This window comes from uncultured Chryseobacterium sp., from assembly GCF_936933875.1.
Lineage (GTDB): Bacteria > Bacteroidota > Bacteroidia > Flavobacteriales > Weeksellaceae > CAKZIK01.
In genome coordinates, this window is record NZ_CAKZIK010000009.1 from 1 (window position 1) to 18,672 (window position 18,672).

The 18,672-nt window shown below is 37.7% G+C and carries 18 protein-coding genes; 9 read left to right on the plus strand and 9 right to left on the minus strand.

From position 1 onward, the window contains the following. The first annotated feature begins 159 nt into the window (after positions 1 to 159). The 6 genes from Q0252_RS00985 (at position 160) to Q0252_RS01010 (ending at position 7,882) form a co-directional block, all read left to right on the plus strand. Positions 160 to 1,764, plus strand: a complete 1,605-nt coding sequence (locus tag Q0252_RS00985; protein WP_297982678.1) for a TlpA disulfide reductase family protein — start codon at positions 160 to 162, stop codon at positions 1,762 to 1,764. A gap of 71 nt (positions 1,765 to 1,835) precedes the next feature. Beyond that, the gene (locus Q0252_RS00990; RefSeq protein WP_297982680.1) at positions 1,836 to 2,159 is read left to right on the plus strand and encodes a hypothetical protein; all 324 of its coding nucleotides are present in this window, start codon (positions 1,836 to 1,838) and stop codon (positions 2,157 to 2,159) included. A 96-nt stretch (positions 2,160 to 2,255) separates the two neighbouring features. Next, a complete protein-coding gene (rlmD, locus tag Q0252_RS00995) occupies positions 2,256 to 3,674 on the plus strand; it encodes a 23S rRNA (uracil(1939)-C(5))-methyltransferase RlmD (protein WP_297982683.1) in 1,419 nt (472 codons plus the stop codon). 26 nt (positions 3,675 to 3,700) lie between these two features. Further along, on the plus strand, positions 3,701 to 4,174 hold the full coding sequence (locus tag Q0252_RS01000) for a DUF6452 family protein (RefSeq protein ID WP_297982686.1): 474 nt from the start codon (positions 3,701 to 3,703) through the stop codon (positions 4,172 to 4,174). Next, positions 4,140 to 4,799, plus strand: coding sequence for a DUF6048 family protein (locus Q0252_RS01005; RefSeq protein WP_297982689.1), 660 nt, complete (start codon positions 4,140 to 4,142; stop codon positions 4,797 to 4,799). The genes Q0252_RS01000 and Q0252_RS01005 overlap by 35 nt, the downstream gene beginning before the upstream one ends. A gap of 149 nt (positions 4,800 to 4,948) precedes the next feature. Next, positions 4,949 to 7,882 carry a reprolysin-like metallopeptidase gene (locus Q0252_RS01010; protein ID WP_297982691.1) on the plus strand — a complete coding sequence of 978 codons (2,934 nt, stop codon included), beginning with the start codon at positions 4,949 to 4,951 and terminating at the stop codon, positions 7,880 to 7,882. A gap of 72 nt (positions 7,883 to 7,954) precedes the next feature. Here the strand turns inward: Q0252_RS01010 and coaE are convergent, their stop codons facing one another. The 4 genes from coaE to ruvB all read right to left on the minus strand — a co-directional run bounded on the left by coaE (position 7,955) and on the right by ruvB (position 10,782). Beyond that, positions 7,955 to 8,584 (minus strand): dephospho-CoA kinase, encoded by a 630-nt coding sequence (gene coaE / locus Q0252_RS01015; protein ID WP_297982694.1) that lies wholly within the window; start codon positions 8,582 to 8,584, stop codon positions 7,955 to 7,957. Positions 8,585 to 8,638: 54 nt separating this feature from the next. Continuing rightward, positions 8,639 to 9,505: an MBL fold metallo-hydrolase gene (locus tag Q0252_RS01020; RefSeq protein WP_297982697.1), complete on the minus strand. Its 867-nt coding sequence runs from the start codon at positions 9,503 to 9,505 to the stop codon at positions 8,639 to 8,641. A 96-nt stretch (positions 9,506 to 9,601) separates the two neighbouring features. Then, complete coding sequence (locus Q0252_RS01025; protein WP_297982700.1) at positions 9,602 to 9,745, minus strand: hypothetical protein; 144 nt, start codon at positions 9,743 to 9,745, stop codon at positions 9,602 to 9,604. Between the two features lie 14 nt (positions 9,746 to 9,759). After that, complete coding sequence (gene ruvB / locus Q0252_RS01030; protein ID WP_297982703.1) at positions 9,760 to 10,782, minus strand: Holliday junction branch migration DNA helicase RuvB; 1,023 nt, start codon at positions 10,780 to 10,782, stop codon at positions 9,760 to 9,762. A 71-nt stretch (positions 10,783 to 10,853) separates the two neighbouring features. Here ruvB and hutI point away from each other — a divergent pair, with 71 nt between their 5' ends. Genes hutI through Q0252_RS01045 form a run of 3 tightly spaced genes read left to right on the plus strand, consistent with a single transcriptional unit; the run spans position 10,854 to position 14,325 of the window. Beyond that, positions 10,854 to 12,092, plus strand: coding sequence for an imidazolonepropionase (hutI, locus tag Q0252_RS01035; RefSeq protein WP_297982706.1), 1,239 nt, complete (start codon positions 10,854 to 10,856; stop codon positions 12,090 to 12,092). A gap of 3 nt (positions 12,093 to 12,095) precedes the next feature. Then, on the plus strand, positions 12,096 to 13,010 hold the full coding sequence (gene hutG, locus Q0252_RS01040; RefSeq protein ID WP_297982709.1) for a formimidoylglutamase: 915 nt from the start codon (positions 12,096 to 12,098) through the stop codon (positions 13,008 to 13,010). A gap of 19 nt (positions 13,011 to 13,029) precedes the next feature. After that, complete coding sequence (locus tag Q0252_RS01045) at positions 13,030 to 14,325, plus strand: aldehyde dehydrogenase family protein (RefSeq protein ID WP_297982712.1); 1,296 nt, start codon at positions 13,030 to 13,032, stop codon at positions 14,323 to 14,325. 193 nt (positions 14,326 to 14,518) lie between these two features. On the opposite strand, the gene pyk is transcribed toward Q0252_RS01045, so the two are convergent. The 5 genes from pyk to Q0252_RS01070 all read right to left on the minus strand — a co-directional run. After that, a complete protein-coding gene (gene pyk / locus Q0252_RS01050; RefSeq protein WP_297982715.1) occupies positions 14,519 to 15,964 on the minus strand; it encodes a pyruvate kinase in 1,446 nt (481 codons plus the stop codon). Then, positions 15,957 to 16,427 carry an IPExxxVDY family protein gene (locus Q0252_RS01055; protein WP_297982719.1) on the minus strand — a complete coding sequence of 157 codons (471 nt, stop codon included), beginning with the start codon at positions 16,425 to 16,427 and terminating at the stop codon, positions 15,957 to 15,959. The genes pyk and Q0252_RS01055 overlap by 8 nt, the downstream gene beginning before the upstream one ends. Further along, positions 16,414 to 17,166 (minus strand): ribonuclease III, encoded by a 753-nt coding sequence (gene rnc / locus Q0252_RS01060; protein WP_297982722.1) that lies wholly within the window; start codon positions 17,164 to 17,166, stop codon positions 16,414 to 16,416. The genes Q0252_RS01055 and rnc overlap by 14 nt, the downstream gene beginning before the upstream one ends. Positions 17,167 to 17,183: 17 nt before the next feature. Further along, on the minus strand, positions 17,184 to 18,428 hold the full coding sequence (gene fabF / locus Q0252_RS01065; RefSeq protein WP_297982725.1) for a beta-ketoacyl-ACP synthase II: 1,245 nt from the start codon (positions 18,426 to 18,428) through the stop codon (positions 17,184 to 17,186). A gap of 26 nt (positions 18,429 to 18,454) precedes the next feature. Next, positions 18,455 to 18,672: acyl carrier protein (locus Q0252_RS01070; RefSeq protein WP_297982727.1), on the minus strand; the 218-nt coding region annotated here is incomplete at its 5' end.

An 18,672-nucleotide genomic window follows, 5' to 3' on the forward strand; every position in this document is an offset into this window, starting at 1 on the left:
TACTGTTTTAACTCCTTTTTTCTGATTGCCCAGAAGACTTTTTCAGTGGCCTCCATTTTTGTGGGCGATTTTTTTGTTGTTAATGTTTCACAAAATCTTCAAAAATATTTTATTTAAATAGCTGAATAACTTATTTTTGCTCAGTTTTAAAAATAATCAATGAAATCCAAGATTCAATCATTCCAAAAAAGCAATAAGCAAATGATGGTTAAAAAGTATTTTTTAATGTTGATGATGGCCTTTTTTGCCATTTCATGTTCTAAGAAAGTAGAAGTAAAAGGAAAAGTTACCAACGCTTCTCCACTCGAGAGGATTGAAATCATCGAAGCTTCCGGAGTAGGAACTTTGCCTTTGATGAATGTTGGTGTAAATAATAAAGGTGAGTTTTCCGGAAATTTTGATGCTCCAAAAGACGGGATGTACATCCTAACTTATGGCGGTAACATGAATATGATTTACCTTAAAGCCGGACAAACGTTGAACATCAGCGGAAACGGTGCAGATTTCCCTCAGAAATTTGTAATTACAGGTGATGCAAAAGCGAACAACGATTTCCTTGCAGATGCAGAAAAATCTTTCCAGACTTATGCTGCAAAAATTAATGTAGGAGAACTTATCGCGAAAGACGAGAAAGCTTTTACGACAGAATTCAAGAAGATTCAGGGGGATATCTTCAAAAATTTGGATGATGCTGCTAAAAAATACAGTGCAGACGGTTCTGTAGTAGAATGGAAAAAAGATGAAACCAATGCTAAACTTTTAGGTTTGTTGGATGCTTATCAGGAAAATCATTCTCAAGCGGTGAACAATCCATCTTTCAAAGTATCTAAAGATTTTGAAACTTTGAAGACAGACATTACGAAGAATGGAGACAGAATGATTAAAACCATTCCTATCTACAGAGATTATATGCTGAACAAACTGAACCCGGATTTCCAGAAATTCGCTCAGGGAAAATTTACAAATCCGGCTGCAATGCCACTTTTGGGAGAAGCTTTTGTTGAGTTCTTGAAAACGAGAAAAGACGTTTCTGCTACGGCTAAAGATTATTTCCTGGCTTATGTAGTTTCTCAGTCCGACATTAATCCTGCGAATGCGAAAAAATACGACCAGATTTCAAAACTAATCGACGAAAATATTTCTGATGCAACAGTGAAGAAAGATGTTAAAGAGCTTCAGAAAGTTTTGATGGGCGAAAAAGAAGGAACAGTTCCAAACTTGAAACTGACTTCTGCGGACGGAAAATCTACGAATCTTTCAGACTTGAAAGGAAAACCAACTGTAGTAATGTTCTACGCATCTTGGAACCCGAATATCGCGATTATGACGATTCCTACTTTGAAGGATGTAAACAATTTTTACAGCTCAAAAGCGAACTTCGCATTTGTGAATTTGGATGATACCAAAGAGCAGTTTGGTAAAACAAGTACTGCAATGCTGAAAGGTTTCAAAGGAACCAATTACTATGTAGACGGTGGAATTAATTCTGCTGAAGCAAGAAAGTTCGGTTTGTACGGATTCAAACTTCCAAGCTATATTATCTTGGATAAAGACGGAAAAACTGTTGGAAGACCATTCTTCAACCTTGGTGATGAAGAATTTGTGAAAACAATGGATAAACTGACAGGATTGACAGCTCCAAAAGTTCAGACTCCAACGCAGCCAAATCCTCAGTTGGTTCCACAAAACGGAGCAGAACAACCACAACAGGCTCCTGCACAAACGCAGCCTGTTCCAGCACAAGCAGAACCTGCTACGAAATAAGAAATGATTCAATATCAAACTAAAAACCTTGTCAAATCGGCAAGGTTTTTGTAATTTTATAAAAAAAGAAAATGCACCCATTAATTATTTCAAAGAAGATTTTATTGCCATTAATTATTGTTGGACTTCTAATGACTTTAATCGGCTCCTACATGAAATTATCACATTACAGTTCAGGTTTTTTACCGAATAATGTACTAATTGGAATTGGCGCAGCTTTATGCCTGTTTGTTTGGATTTTTGCTGTTTCAGATGCTGTACGTAATAAAATTAAAAATCCATGGATGTGGTTCGTAGCTTTTCTGTTTTTTGGAAGCATTGCAAGTTTGATTTATCTGCTCAATAGAGATTCAATTATTATCAACAGAGAAGTAAAAAGAGCACCATTTGAATAAATTAGTAATTTATTTAGGTTTAAAAATATTCAAAGCCTTATCGAAAAACGATAAGGCTTTTTTATTTGCAGATTTAAAAGCTTAATTTTGCCGACAATGAGAAAGAAAAATAAAAATATTGTTTTAGAGAATATCAAACTCGTCAATGCAGGTGCAAAAGGTGTTGCTGTTGGAAAAACTGAAGAAGGGAAAACTGTTTTGGTTTCCGGAGCAGTTCCGGGAGATGTTGTAAATGCGCGCGTAAAAAAATCGAAATCGAAGTACGTGGAAGCTGAAGCCATCGAAATTTTGGAGAAATCGCCGTTTCGTGTGGAGCCAAAATGTATTCATTTCGGAGTTTGTGGTGGCTGCAAATGGCAGAATCTTTCTTATGAAAAACAGCTCGATTTTAAACATGATGAGGTCTTCAACAACATCAAAAGAATTGGCGGTTTAGAAGATTTCGAAACGCAAAGAATTTTGGGTAGTGAAGAACAGTATTTCTACCGAAACAAGATGGAGTTTTCTTTCTCGAATGCACGTTGGTTAACGCAGGACGAAGTGAATTCCGGAGAAGATTTTGGCGATAAAAACGCACTCGGTTTTCATATTCCGGGGATGTGGAGCAAAATTTTGGATTTAAAGGAGTGTTTTCTTCAGGAAGAGCCTTCCAACTCGATTCGTTTGGCGGTGAAAAATTACGCGGTGGAAAACGGTCTTGAGTTTTTCGATGTGAAAAATCAGGAAGGTTTCCTCAGAACATTAATGATGCGCCAGAATTCAAATGGAGAATGGATGGTTTTGTTCCAGTTATTTCGCGAGGAAAAGGAAAACCGCGAAAAGCTGTTCGAGTTTTTGCTTGAAAAATTCCCTCAGATTAAAACTTTGGTGTATTGCATTAATTCAAAACCAAACGATTCCATTTACGACCAGGACGTTCAGACTTATTTCGGTGACGGATTTTTAATGGAAGAAATGGATGGTTTGAAATTTAAAATCGGTCCAAAATCATTCTTCCAGACCAATTATAAACAGGCTCTTGAATTGTACAGAAAAACAATGGAATTTGCCGATTTGAAAGGCGATGAAGTAGTTTATGATTTATACACAGGAACCGGAACAATTGCGCAATACGTCGCAAAAAATGCAAAACAGGTCATCGGAATTGAATCCGTTCAGGAAGCCATTGATGCTGCGAAAGAACATGCCGAACTGAACGGTTTGAGCAACTGTACGTTCTACTGCGGTGATATGAAAGACATCTTCAACGACGAATTTTTAGCCAACCATCCGAAAGCGGATGTTTTAATTACAGACCCGCCAAGAGACGGAATGCACCAGAAAGTGGTGGAACAAATTCTGAAACTTTCTCCGAAAAGAGTAGTATATGTAAGCTGTAATTCTGCAACGCAGGCCAGAGATTTGGCTTTGATGAAAGACCAGTACAAACTCATTAAGATTTTGCCGGTCGATATGTTTCCGCAAACGCACCACGTGGAAAACATTGCTTTGCTCGAACTGATTTCCGAAGCATAATTTTTTAGTATTTTTACTCAGATTCTATGAAATATTTCAGTCTCATATTTTTCTTTATCCTTGGTTTCACGGTGGTTTCCTGTGGAAGCGACGACGATATCTGCACCAGCGGAGAAGCAACGCCAAGAATGAAGATGAAGTTTAAGGACACCAATAATAAAATTATTCGTCTTGATTCTTTGTACGTAAACGTAGATTACGGAAGTGGAAAAACAGCTGTTTTTACGGGTGCAAAAGTAGATTCAGCACTCATTCCTTTAAGAGTGGATGAAAGTGATTTTACGAATATTTACATCAGAAGATATAATAAAGGAGCCGTTTCCGAAGTGAAAATTGGTTACACTACCAAATCCGAATACGTTTCACCAGCTTGTGGAATTAAAAAAGTGTATGAAAATACCACTTCAACTTTGGTTACTGCAAATCCTGTAACGTCAATAGAGCAAACTCAAACCCAGATTCTTAATGAAGACAAAACGCATCTGTACCTTATTTTTTAGTTTTTTCTTTCTTTTGAATTTTGCTCAGAAGAATGATACGGTTAAGGTCAAGAAATACAAATACGAACCCAACTTTATGGTGGGTGTGGATGTTCTGAATGCTGGTTTAGGAGTTTTTTCGGACAGAAAAGTATTTCAGGGGTTTGTTTCTTCGAAGGTTTCGAGAAATATTCATGCCGTCGCAGATGCAGGTTTTGAAAAAAATATCTATCAAAAAAATGGTTACGACGCGAAAGCTTCCGGTTTCTTCGTAAAATTGGGAGGTTTTTACATGCTCGTGAAAGACCCAGAAAATGAATTCAATGGATTTTACGCAGGTCCGAAATTAGGAGCATCATTTTACAATCAGGAATATTTTGCGGTTCCAATCCGTGGTTCGCAAGGTGGAGATGTAAGTGTGGCTTTTCCATCGTCTTCTCAATCTTCTTATTGGTTGGAAGGAGGCGTTGGTGGAAGAGTGCAGCTTTTCGATTCCGGGTTTTATATTGATGTCAATATGCAGCCGCGTTATTTATTGTTCACTACAAAACAGGATGATATTTTTCCCATGATTGTTCCTGGATTTGGAAGGTCTTCTGGGAAATTCAATATAGGATTTGCCTGGAACATTGCGTACAAATTTTAACACTTTTTTGTTTTTCTTTTATTTCTTGAATTTCAGAATCTTGTGCTCCGATTTTGAACAAAATTCAATCCAAAATTTAACACTTTCAGAAACTTTTCTTTTTTGCATTACATTTTTATATACTTTTGGAAAGTTAAAAAAAGAGGTATATGAAGAAAGTTTTTACAACTTTATTCTGCATGTCAATATTTGGGTTTTCTTCTGCACAGTGGAGTCCAGCTGTGATGCAGGGTAAAAAAATAATGGAAACAGCCAAGGTTGCTAATTATTATAAACTGGATCTTAATGCGATGAGATCCAAATTATCAATTGCAGAAAAAACAGGGAAAGGGTCTAAGCCGGTTGAAATTTATTTGCCAATGGTTAACGGTAAAATTGAAAAATTTGCCGTGTACAGTTTTCCCGTTGTAGATAAGGCAATTGCTGATCAGTATCAGTTAGGTTCTTATGTAGGTGTTGGAATTGATGATCCACAAAAAACTGTACGTTTCAGTGTAGCACCAAATGATTTCCAATCGATGGTAATGAAAGGTGGAGAATTTCAGTTTATTGAACCACAGAATACGGATAAATCTGTTTATGGAGTACACGAAAAAACCCACAAAACAAAAGGAGAATTTTTATGTACAACAAGCGAAGCTCCTCTCTCAAAAGCCGAAATTGCGAAATTATTAGATGCAGGAAAATCAATCGTAAACAATCCTGCAGATTTTTCTAAAAGTTCCGACAGAAAATACAGAACTTTAAGATTAGCTTTATCCGTTACGGGAGAATACACCAATTATTTTGGAGGTGTAGCTGAAGCTATGACAGCTATTAATGCTACATTAACAAGATGTAATGGTGTTTTTGAGAAAGATTTTGCACTGCATTTAAATCTTCAGAATTTCCCACAATTAATTTATACAAACCCTGTAACCGATCCATATTCAGATGGTTCTACGGGATCAAATGGCACTTGGAGTACAGAACTTCAAAACACCCTTACTAGCACAATTGGAAATGGAGCTTATGATATTGGCCATTTATTTGGAGCAACCGGATCAGGAGGTGGAAACGCAGGTTGTATAGGATGTGTTTGTGTGGATGATACCTCAGCTACAACGGACAAAAATAAAGGTTCTGCTTATACTTCTCCTCCAAATGGAGTTCCACAAGGTGATAATTTCGATCTTGATTATGTTGCACACGAAATGGGACATCAATTGGGAGCTAATCATACATTTTCTCATGTATTAGAAGATGCGGGTGTTAATATTGAACCGGGTTCCGGATCAACAATTATGGGATATGCAGGAATTACCTCTGCAAATGTTCAGCAGCATTCTGATCCTTATTTTCATGGGATATCAATTGGACAGGTTGAAGCTAATATGCAGTCAAAAGTTTGTGGTACCGAAACAGCCATTGCAAACAGACCCCCCGTAATTAGCCCATTAACCAACTATACAATTCCTAAAGGAACAGCTTTTGTGCTTACTGCAAACTCAACAGATCCGGAAGGTGATGTTTTAACGTACACCTGGGAACAAATGGATAACGCATCCACAGCTGTTACCTCTACAACAGGTAATAATGTTACGGGAGCTCTTTTCCGTTCATTGCCTCCAACAACAAGTCCTACAAGGTATTTTCCAAAATTTTCTTCGGTAATGGCTGGTCAGCTTACCATTGAAGAAGATTGGGAAAGTGTAGCTTATGTTGCAAGAGATACCAATTTTAGAGTAACAGTAAGAGATAATAATGCAAACACTGCTCAACAGCAAACTCAATTTGCAGATGTGGCAATAATTGTAGGTGCAGAAGGTCCTTTTGAAGTAACATCTACTAAAGTTTATAACAACTCGAATGTTGCTTTTTTATGGAATGCCGCTGGAACTAATTTAGCGCCTTATAATTCTTCAAATGTAAAAATAGATTATACTCTCGATAATGGTGCAACATGGACGGTTATTGCAGCTTCCACCCCAAATGACGGTTCGGAAGTTTTGAACTGGTCAAGCTTACCAACTAATACCAATCTAAAAATCAGGGTTTCATCTATAGGAAACATTTTTTATGCAGTAGGTCCGGCAATTGTTTCTGCAGTTGTATCATGTAACGGAACCGCTCCTGCAGCACTGCAGGTAACAAATATCACAACTGTACAAGCTTCATTAACGTGGGAACCAATTTCCGGAGCGTCTTATGTTGTACGTTATAAAAAAGTAAGCGGCACAACGTGGACAGAAGTTCCACTTTCTATAAACAATTATACTTTGACAGGTTTGGAAGAATCTTCTCAGTACGAAGTTCAAGTGGCTGCGGTTTGTAGTGGAACAAGAGGTGCTTTTTCTACTTCAGTTCTGTTTAACACAATGAATATGCAGTATTGTGAAATAACTTCTGCAGATTCAACGGATGAGTATATTTCTAATGTAACAGTTACTTCCAACTCTGGAATAACAATGAATAACAGTTCCGGAGCAAATAATTATACAGATTACAGTACTGATGCAAATAAAGTAATCAATCTTGTACAGGGTTCTACCAATAATACCCTTTCGGTTTCTATTACATGGCCTGGAACAAAATATAATGAGGTGGTTACAGCATGGATTGACTTTAACAGGGATGGATTATTTGATGCGGTTACTGAAAAAATATTAGCAACTGCACCTTCACAGCAAAATCCTGTTACGACAATTTTCTCAGTACCAGCTAATTCATATGCAGGTGATAAACTTTTGAAAATGAGAGTTATACTTAAATATTCTGTAGCTCCAACGGATGCCTGTACAAACTTTACGTATGGTGAAGTGGAAGATTATGCAGTAAAAATTTCTCCAACTTTGGGCGTGAATGACGGTGCTGCTGAAGATAATACAGTAAAAGTTTATCCTAACCCAGCTGTTGATGTTTTGAACATTACTAAAGTTTCCAACAAGGCAGATTACCAAATCTTCAACATGGCTGGTCAGGTTGTTGCAAAAGGCAAAGTAGCAGATAACAAAGTAAATGTTACTAAACTTATAAAAGGTGTTTATGTAATTTATGTTGAAGAGGACGGGAATGCAACCAAAGTGAAATTCATCAAGAAATAAAATTGAATTTCAATAAATAAAATAACCCCGGAAATTCCGGGGTTATTTGTTTTTTAAACATGTTATCTATCTTTAGATGGATGTAAGTTTCTCTATAGTCAATCGGGTTTCCTCTTTCAGTTCTTCAATTCCGGCATTGTTATAAATGATGAAATCTGCGAGTTTGCATTTGTCTTTTTCAGACATTTGCTTATCCATTATTGTTTCGACTTCACGGTAGGTTTTGCCGTCTCTGTCCATTACTCTTTTGATGCGAAGGTTGTCTTCCGCGGTTACCAGAACAGATTTATAGCAATCTTTATTCAAGCCTAATTCAAAGAGAAGGGCTGTTTCTTTAAAAATAAATTCAGAAGTTTGTTTTGAAATCCAGCTTTCGAAATCATATTTTACCGCGGGATGAATCGTGCCGTTCAGTTTTTCGCGAAGTTTATCATTCTCGAAAATAAGCGAAGCAACAAATTTTCTGTTGTATTCTCCATTTTCGTCATAAGCTTCATCACCGAGAAGTTCTTTGATTCTTTGTTTCAGAAATTCATCATCATTTACAATCTCCTTTGCACGGATGTCCGAATAATAAACAGGATAGCCCATTTCTTCGATAAATTTTGCAACAGTAGATTTCCCGGAGCCAATTCCTCCGGTTAAACCGACAATCTTCGGTTCGGGTTCAGGCGATGTCGTCCCGCCTTCGTTAGTTTCCATAATGTTTTAAAATAATTGGGTCAAAGATATGAAAATGCAGAAAACTGCTTTTTTTTAATAACCAAATACGTCGTTAAACTTCAAATGTTCATCCACGCGAACTCCTTTTTCAGTCATTTTCAAACTTACGAGTTCGTTGTGCGCATCGTGTTCAAGAAAAATTAAATATTCATTGTCAACACACTGTTTCAGGAATTTGTCTTTTTCTTCCATCGTAAGGAGTGGACGCGTATCGTAACCCATTACATAAACCAAAGGAACGTGCCCCGCTGTTGGAATTAAATCTGCCACAAAAACAATCGTTTTTTCCTGATACTGAATTACCGGAAGCATCTGTTTTTCAGTATGTCCGTCCACAAAGATCACGTCCATTTTCAGATCGGGAGCAAAGCCGTAATTTCCTGTCGTTGGAAGTGGAAGATAGTTTAATTGTCCACTTTCCTGTATTGGGATAATATTTTCTTTCAGGAAGCTCGCTTTTTCACGTGGATTGGGTTTTGTCGCCCATTCCCAATGGTTTTCATTCGTCCAGAACTGTGCATTTTTGAAAGCTGGTCTATACCCGGTTTTATCGTCATTCCACTCAATTGCTCCACCGCAATGGTCGAAATGAAGGTGTGTCAGGAACACATCAGTAATATCATCTTTCACAAAGCCATATTTCGCAAGGTTTTTCTCTAAAGTATCATTTCCGTATAGAGAATAATGTCCAAAAAATTTATCATCCTGCTTGTTTCCGAGTCCACAGTCAATCAAAATCAGTTTTTTGCCGTCTTCAACAAGCAAAGAGCGCATTCCCATTTCGATGAGGTTTTTTTCGTCTGCCGGATTGGTCTTTTCCCAAATAGATTTCGGAACCACGCCAAACATTGCTCCTCCGTCCAATTTAAAATTTCCGCACTGTATAGGATAAAGTTTCATAAAAGTTGAATTTGAGACTAATTTACAGAATTACATCAACCCCTCAAAATTAAAAAATCATTTTGAAACATCTTTTTCTGAAAACATAAAACTGACTTATTCAGGCTGAATATTTTGGCGAATTGAGCTCATTTTCTCCGCGATTTTCTTTGCATTTTCATCTGAAGATTTGGAAAGTTCTTTGATGATATTTTGGTAATCTTCGTCCTTTAGGTTGGAACAAACATTTTCAATTTTCAATTTTTCATTTTCAACTAAAACAGCTCTCCCGGATTTTTAGGTCTCGCAATTTTCAAATGTTTGTAAGCTTTTTCCGTTACTTCTCGTCCTCTCGGAGTTCGTATGATAAATCCTTCCTGAATCAAAAACGGTTCATAAACTTCCTCCAAAGTTTCAGGATTTTCGCCTAAAGAGGTTGCCAAAGCAGAAATTCCTACCGGTTTTCCTTTGAAATTTTCTATCATCACCCGCATAATTCGGTTGTCCATATCATCCAATCCGAATTCATCGACATTTAAAGAATTCAACGCGAATTTCGTGATGTTCATTTCAATTTCTCCGTTTCCTTTAATTTCAGCAAAATCACGAACTCTTCGCAATAAAGCATTGGCAATTCTCGGAGTTCCGCGACTTCTTCTTGCAATTTCAAGTGCGGCATCTTCATAAATTTTCACGCCTAAAACCCGGGCACTTCTTTCGATAATCATTCCGAGTAATTCAACCGTGTAATATTCCAGTCTTGATTGGATTCCGAATCTTGCCAACATCGGTTTTGTCAGCATTCCGCTTCGTGTTGTGGCTCCCACTAATGTAAAAGGATTCAAGCCAATCTGAACACTTCGCGCATTTGGACCGGTTTCTAGCATAATATCTATTTTGTAATCTTCCATTGCAGAATACAAATATTCCTCTACAATGGGCGATAAACGGTGAATTTCATCAATAAAAAGCACATCGTTTTCTTCAAGATTTGTCAATAATCCGGCTAAACTTCCGGGTTTATCCAAAACGGGTCCTGAAGTTATTTTACAGTTTACACCCAATTCTTTGGCAATAATGTGAGCAAGTGTTGTTTTTCCCAAACCTGGAGGTCCGTGTAAAAGAACGTGGTCTAAAGCATTTCCACGGTTTTTTGCGGCAGCAACAAAAACTTCGAGGTTGTCCAAAGTCTTTCTTTGCCCTTCAAAATCCTTAAAGCTTTGCGGACGGATTTGTTCCTCCTGCATCAATTCGTCATCAGAAAAATTATCCTTATCTGGATGTAAAAAGTCCGGCATTAAAATCTTGATTTACCTCAAAGGTAAGATTTTTGGGCAAAATTCTGAAATTGAATTTGTAAATTGGCGCTATGAAACTAATTGGTCCTTTTAAGCAAATTGTGACACTTGCGAATCTTCCTTTACGCGGAAAAATATCAGATGAACAGCTAGAAATTGTTGCAAACGGCGGAATTTTAATAAATGAAGAAAATAAAATTGAAAGCGTTGGAAATTTTGAAGAATTAAAAGCTACTGTCATGCTGAGCGAAGTCGAAACATCTGTTGAAGAAATTACCGGAGATAAAATTGTTTTGCCCGCTTTCATCGATGCACATACGCATATTTGTTTTGGTGGAAACCGTGCAAATGATTTTGCAATGCGCAATGCAGGAAAAACATATCTTGAAATTGCTGAAGCAGGAGGTGGAATCTGGAGCTCTGTTCAACACACACGACAAGCTTCTGAAGAGGAATTGCTGAAAACTTTACTTGAACGAATTGAAAGTCTCGTTGCGCTCGGAATTACCACGATTGAGATAAAATCCGGATATGGTTTGAACGAAAGAGAAGAAATTAAAATGCTTCGAACCATTAAAAAAGCGCAGGAAAAAACAGCTGCAACATTGGTTCCGACCTGTCTTGCAGCGCATTTAAAACCAAAAGATTTTACAGGGACAACCAAAGATTATTTGGAATATGTTTTTGATGAGATCCTTCCTGAAGTAAAGGAAGAAAATCTCGCGAAACGTGTTGATATTTTTATTGAGAAATCCGCATTTCAGCCTGAAGAAAGTAAAGAATTTCTGCTTAAAACTAAAGTTTTAGGTTTTGATATTACGGTTCATGCAGACCAATTTACACCCGGAAGTTCACGCATTGCTGTTGAAGTTGGAGCGCTTTCTGCAGACCATTTGGAAGCTACTTCCGATGAGGATATTGAATTTATCGCAAAATCTGAAACGGTTGCAACAGCGCTTCCCGGCGCAAGTTTGGGATTGGGAGAACCTTTCACGGCGGCACGAAAATTATTGGATGCAGGTGCAATTTTAGCAATTGCGAGTGATTGGAATCCGGGTTCTGCTCCTATGGGAAATCTCATTACGCAGGCTTCCATTTTGGCAACTTATGAAAAACTCACGACTGCCGAAGTTTTATCCGGCATTACATTCCGTGCAGCGAAAGCTTTGAATTTGAATGACAGAGGGATTTTAGAAAAAGGTAAAAAAGCTGATTTTGCTGTGTTCGATACTGATAATTTTCAGAATGTACTGTATCATCAGGGAAGTTTGAAGGCGAGTTCGGTTTATATTGACGGTAAAAAAATGTGATTTATGATTTGGGAAGGACGTTTTGATGGTGAAGAACCTTTGTATCACAGAATTTTCCAAAGAGTTTCTGTGGAAAACAACTACGAAAATATTAAAACTAAAGATTTCGTTTTGCATGGTTTTGCTGTTGATGAAGGTGTACGAAGAAATAAAGGCAGAGTAGGAGCCAAAGATGCTCCTGATATTATCCGTAAAAACTCTGCTAATTTTCCTGTAATAAATTATGAATTTGTTTTAAAAGATTTCGGAAATGTTGAATGTAAAGACGGTGATCTCGAAAAAGCGCAGGAAGAACTCGCTGAAAAAGTTTCAGTTTGTTTAAATAAAGGTGGAAAATCGTTAGTTTTCGGAGGAGGTCATGAAGTGACTTTCGCACATTATTCCGGGATTAGAAAAGCTTTTCCCAACAAGAAAATTGGTATCATTAATATTGATGCCCATTTCGATAACCGCGAACCTGAAAATGGAGTAGGAGCAAGTTCCGGAACAGGATTTTGGCAAATTGCGCAGGAAAGCGAAATTCATTCGTTGCATATCGGAATTCAACTCAACTCAAATACGCTGAAATTATTTGATACTGCCCATCAATATGGAATGAAATACATTCTTGCCGAAGAAATTTTCTTTGAAAATTTACCATCCATTTATCAAAGGATTGATGAATTGCTTAACGAAGTTGATGTCCTTTATCTCACTATTTGTATGGATGTTTTCAATGCTGCTCAAGCTCCCGGAGTTTCGGCTTTGGCTTATAACGGTATTTTTGCAGATGCTACTTTTATGCATTTTCTCAGACATATTTTGAAGAATGAAAAACTCATTGCAATGGATGTTGCAGAAGTAAATCCATCGTATGATATCGCTGACAGAACTGCACGTTTGGCAGCATCTTTGGTGGATGAGTGGTGGATGATTTAACGATGAAATAATAATTTTAATGAAAAAAACAGTTCAAAATAAATTACAGAAATCAGAAGAAGCATTTCAGCAGTGGAAGAACGTATCTTTTGCTGAAAGACAAAAATTGTTGGCAAAACTTGCTAAAATTTTACTGAAAAGAAAACAGGAGTTTGGCGAAATCATTACCAAGGAAATGAATAAGCCAATTACACAATCCATCGCTGAAATTGAAAAATGCGCCGGAATGATTGAGTATTATTCTAAAGCGGAAAATATTCTAAAACCTGAAAAAGTAAAAACCGACCTCAAAATTTCAGAAATTCATCATGAACCTTTAGGTGTTATTCTAGGGGTGATGCCGTGGAATTTTCCTTTTTGGCAAGCTTTAAGATTTGCAACTCCTACGATTCTTGCAGGAAACGTTATTGTTTTGAAACATGCATCGATTTGTGCAAAAAGTGGCGATATGATGCAGAAGATTTTCGAAGAAGCAGGTTTTCCGAAAGGTGTTTTTACGCATTTGAAAATTTCTCATGATGAAGTTGAGGAAATGATTGCCAATCCAATTATTAAAGCGGTTTCTTTAACCGGAAGTGAAGGCGCAGGTAGAAAAATAGCAGAAAGTGCCGGTAGAAATCTTAAGAAGTGCGTTTTGGAATTGGGCGGAAGCGATTCCTTTATTGTTTTGGAAGATGCCGATTTAAAACAAGCTGCGAAAGATGCTGCTTTGGCAAGACTTCAAAACTGTGGACAAACTTGTGTTGCTGGAAAGAGATTCATCATTCATTCTAAAATATACAAGGAATTTCTGAAAAAATTTGTAGAAGAATACAAAAAGTATCAACCCGGGAATCCTTCTGACAAAAATACTAACCTTGGTTTAATGGCCCGCGAAGATTTAGCTTCTGACCTCGAAAAGCAATACAGAAAAGCCTTGAAAAACGGTGCTGAAATCATTGTTCCTTTGAAATCGGTAGGAAATATGGCTTTTGAACCTGGACTTATTTTAATGAATAAAAATAACCCTGTTCTATCAGAAGAGTTTTTCGGTCCGCTTGGAATGGTTTTTAAAGCCAGCAACGATGATGATGCTTTGAAAATCGCTAACGAGTCCATGTTTGGATTGGCAAATGCAGTTTACACGAAAAGTAAGAAAAAAGCCATGTATTTTGCTGAAAATCTAGAAAGTGGAAGTGTAGCGATTAATCACGTTTTCCGTTCAGACTGGAGAATGCCTTTTGGTGGCAGAAAAAATTCGGGCTATGGTGTGGAGCTTTCTCTGTATGCCTTGCACGAATTTACGGTAAAGAAATCCATTATTGGCGACGTATAACTCCGCGTGAGCGATGGTAACGTAAATCCTTTTTTCGGCGCGGCGACTTCGTCGCCGCGCCGAAAAAAGATTGCAGTGGACGTAGCGACCCGAATGAGAGAGTGGAGGCGCGACCGAAGGGAGCGCCGAAAAGAACGATTGAGGGACACGCCCAAAAACAAAAAAAATCCCGAAAATTTTCGGGATTTGTATTTTAAATGGTTGTTAATCTTAAGGTGTTGGTTTTCCCACCTTCGTGAGCTGGCGTAGCGTTGAGGTTCACCACAAAGTCGCCCTGTTCTACATATCCGTTGTTGTACGTAAGGGTGTTTACTTGCAAAATAGTTTCGTCAGTACTTTTCTGCATATCGTAGTAGAATGCACGAACGCCCCACAATAAATTCAGCATCGTAATCACCCGTCTGTTCGAACTGTAAACGATAATGTGAGAGTTTGGTCGGTGTGCAGAAATTTGGAACGCCGTATATCCTGAATATGTCAATGTAATAATTGCTTCAACATCTGTGCTTCTCGCAATTCTTACAGCGGCCAAACAAACACGGTCTGTAATAAAACGGTCATCAATACAGTTGAATTCCTTTTCAATAACGTGGTTTTTGCTTTGGTAAAACGCCTGGCTTTCGATGTTTTTTACAATTTTCGCCATGTTTTTCACTACTTCTACCGGATATTTTCCTACTGAAGTTTCTCCAGAAAGCATCACTGCATCGGCTCCGTCCAATACCGAGTTCGCAACGTCATTCACTTCTGCTCTTGTTGGAGTAAGGCTGTTAATCATCGTTTCCATCATTTGAGTAGCGATAATCACAGGTTTTGCATGGAATCTTGCCTTCTCCACTAAAGTTTTCTGAATGGCAGGAACATCTTCCATAGGAACTTCCACACCTAAGTCTCCACGAGCAACCATTAAACCATCGCACTCAACCAAAATTTCCTCGATGTTTTTTACACCTTCCGGCTTTTCAATTTTAGCAATGATTGGCGTTTTTTGTTTGTTAGTAGGATGGTCTGCAATTAATTTTTTAAGGTCTTTAATATCCTGAGCATGACGAACGAAGGAAAGTGCAATCCAATCCAGCTCCAAATCGAGCATGAAGTTCGCATCTTCGATATCCTTTTCCGTTAAAGCGGGTAAAGAAACGTTGGTATTCGGAAGGTTAACACCTTTTTTAGAGCTCAAGGGTCCACCTTGTATTGTTTTTGCTTTTACAGTATCAACGCCGTTGGTTTCCAAAACTTCAAGAACGAGTTTTCCATCATCAATTAAGATTCTTTCGCCAACCTGTACATCCTGCGGAAACTGTTGGTATGTCATGTAAACTCTTGTAGAATCTCCTTCAATTTTTTCGTTGGTAAAAGTAAGAATGTCGCCCGGATTAAGGTATGAACCTTCTTTTACAACTCCAACTCTAAGTTTGGGACCCTGTAAATCTCCCAAAATACCCACTGAAAAGCCATATTCCTGATTGATTTCGCGGATAGTTTCTACATTTTTTTTCACCAGTTCGTAATCAGCGTGCGAAAAATTAATACGGAAAACATCCACTCCGGCTTTTACCAGATCCACCATGGTTTCTTTGTTAGATGACGCTGGACCTAAAGTCGCTAATATTTTGGTTTTTTTTAGATTCTTATTCATAATATTGAATTAATTGATAAAGTTCTTCGGTAGAACTTAAGTAAAAATCCTGTATGTGAAACATAAGATTTTCGGGCAACAAAATTAAGGAAAAATCGGGAATAATGTCCGACGTTTTGATAATATAATCTACTTCCTGATATAAAGGTAATAAATAGTTAATATCAATTTCTTCAGAAAAAAGTTCGGTTTGTGTTGTTTTTTCTAAAAAACTTGCAGATTTATTAGCAATAAACTGTATACAGCTCTTTGTTTCGAAGTGATAAGTCTCAAATCTGGGATGATAATAATCAAAGTACTGTCCCGTTTTTTTTAAGTCTTTAATTCTGCTGAATTTAGACTCGTTGCAACTGTTAATATTAAAGAAAAGTTCATAATCCGGTATTTCTTTGGAAAGTCTTACCAAACCTAATGTTAGGTCGTCTTCCTCTTCATCACTCAGTAGCAGTTTATGGTTTTTCAAGGATGTTTTCTTTTTTATTTAGGGTATAGAATGCTCTTTGTGCCGCCTTTTCTTCGGCTTTCTTTTTCGAGGTTTCCGAAGCATTCGAAATTTTTTCGTCATCAAGCCAAACATAACTTCGGAAGATTAAGGCCTTGTTTGCTCCTGTCTCTTCAATGGTTTCGTAGCGGAGGGTACATTTTTTCTTCTGCGACCATTCCAAAAGCAAACCTTTGTAACTTACGATTTTGTTCTCAAGCTTGTTGATTTCTGTAGGGGTCAAAAGTCGCTCTAAAACAATTTTTTTACAGGTTTCGTAATTAATGTCCAGATAAATTGCCCCAATCAAGGCTTCAAAAAGATTTCCGGAAATGTTTTCACTCAAAACGCTGGAGTTTTCATTCAATATAAAAGCGGTGAGATTAAGGTCTTCCCCAATTTTATTAAGATTTTTCCTGTTAACAATTTTTGATTTCATCTGCGTAAGATATCCTTCATTTGCGTCGGGATAGGTTTGAAACAGATGGCAGGAAATAATGGATCCCAGTATAGAATCTCCCAAAAACTCTAGTCTTTCAAAGTTTTTTTTGTTTTTCCCGGCAGTGGTTTTCAGTGAGAAAGCTTCCCTGTAAAGCTCAATGTTATTGACGCCGCAACCTGTAATTTTACTGATTTCAGTACTTAAGCGAAAATCTTTTTCAGAGAGTGCTTTTTTTCTTTGCTTGATGAGGAATTTAGAAAAGTATTTCTGTAACTCCATTCAACTTTGTGTTTTTATTATATTTTCTTGAAAAGAACACAAGCGTTGTGGCCGCCGAAACCGAACGTGTTGCTCATGGCAACTTTTACATCCTTCTTAACAGCTTCGTTAAAAGTAAAATTCAGCCTAGGATCAATATTTTCATCATCAGTAAAATGATTGATGGTAGGTGGAACGATACCGTGGATGATAGTTCCTAATGCAGCAATGGCTTCAATAACTCCGGCCGCTCCTAAAAGGTGACCTGTCATTGATTTGGTAGAGTTGATCTGAATGTCGAAAGCGTGATCACCCAATAATTTCGAAATTGCATTGGACTCAGCGATATCACCAAGCGGAGTAGATGTACCATGCATATTGATGTGATCTACTTCGTCTGTTGAAACTCCTGCGTCTTCAAGACAGTTTTTCATTACAAGGTAAGCGCCTAAACCTTCAGGATGTGGAGCTGTCATATGATAAGCATCTGCACTCATACCACCGCCTTTCAGTTCTGCATAAATTGTTGCGCCACGTTTTACCGCGTGTTCGTATTCTTCCAGGATGATACATCCTGCTCCTTCACCCAAAACAAAACCGTCTCTGTCCTTATCAAAAGGTCGTGAAGCTGTTTTAGGATCATCGTTTCTTGTAGAAAGCGCCATCATTGCGTTAAATCCTCCAACACCGCTTGCTGTTACTGCTGCTTCAGAACCACCACATACGATAACGTCAGCTTTTCCAAGCTGAATCAACATTTTTGAATCGATTAATGCGTTTGCGGAAGAAGCACAGGCAGAAACTGTGGTGTAATTTGGACCGTGGAAACCATATTCAATAGAAATTTGTCCACCGGTGATGTCTGCAATCATCTTCGGAATAAAAAATGGGTTGAATCTTGGGATTTCTGTGTTGGCCCAACCTAAAACTTCTGTTTCAAAAGTTTCAAGACCTCCAATTCCCGATCCCCAAATTACTCCGACTCTGTTCTTGTTCAATTCGCCATTCATAATGCCGGAATGTTCTACAGCTTCTCTTGCTGCAACAATCCCAAGCTGCGTGTTTCTGTCCATTTTTTTTGATTCTTTCTTCTCGAAATGCTGTAATGGATCGAAATTTTTTACTTCGCAGGCGAATTTTGTTTTGAAGTTTGTGGCATCAAAAAGAGTAATCGGAGCAGCACCGCTCTCACCTTTTACAAGATTTTCCCAGTATTCTTTGGCGTTATTTCCTAATGGCGTGATAGCACCGAAACCGGTTACAACTACTCTTTTTAATTCCATAAATTTAATTTCTAATATTTAGAATATTATTTGTTTACAACTTCCTCGATATAAGCGATTGCGTGACCTACAGTTGTAATTTTTTCAGCTTGATCATCTGGGATTTGGATGTTGAATTCTTTTTCGAATTCCATAATCAATTCCACAGTATCTAATGAATCTGCTCCTAAATCGTTAGTGAAGCTAGCCTCTGGAGTTACTTCTGTTTCTTCAACGTCAAGCTTATCAGCGATGATAGCTTTTA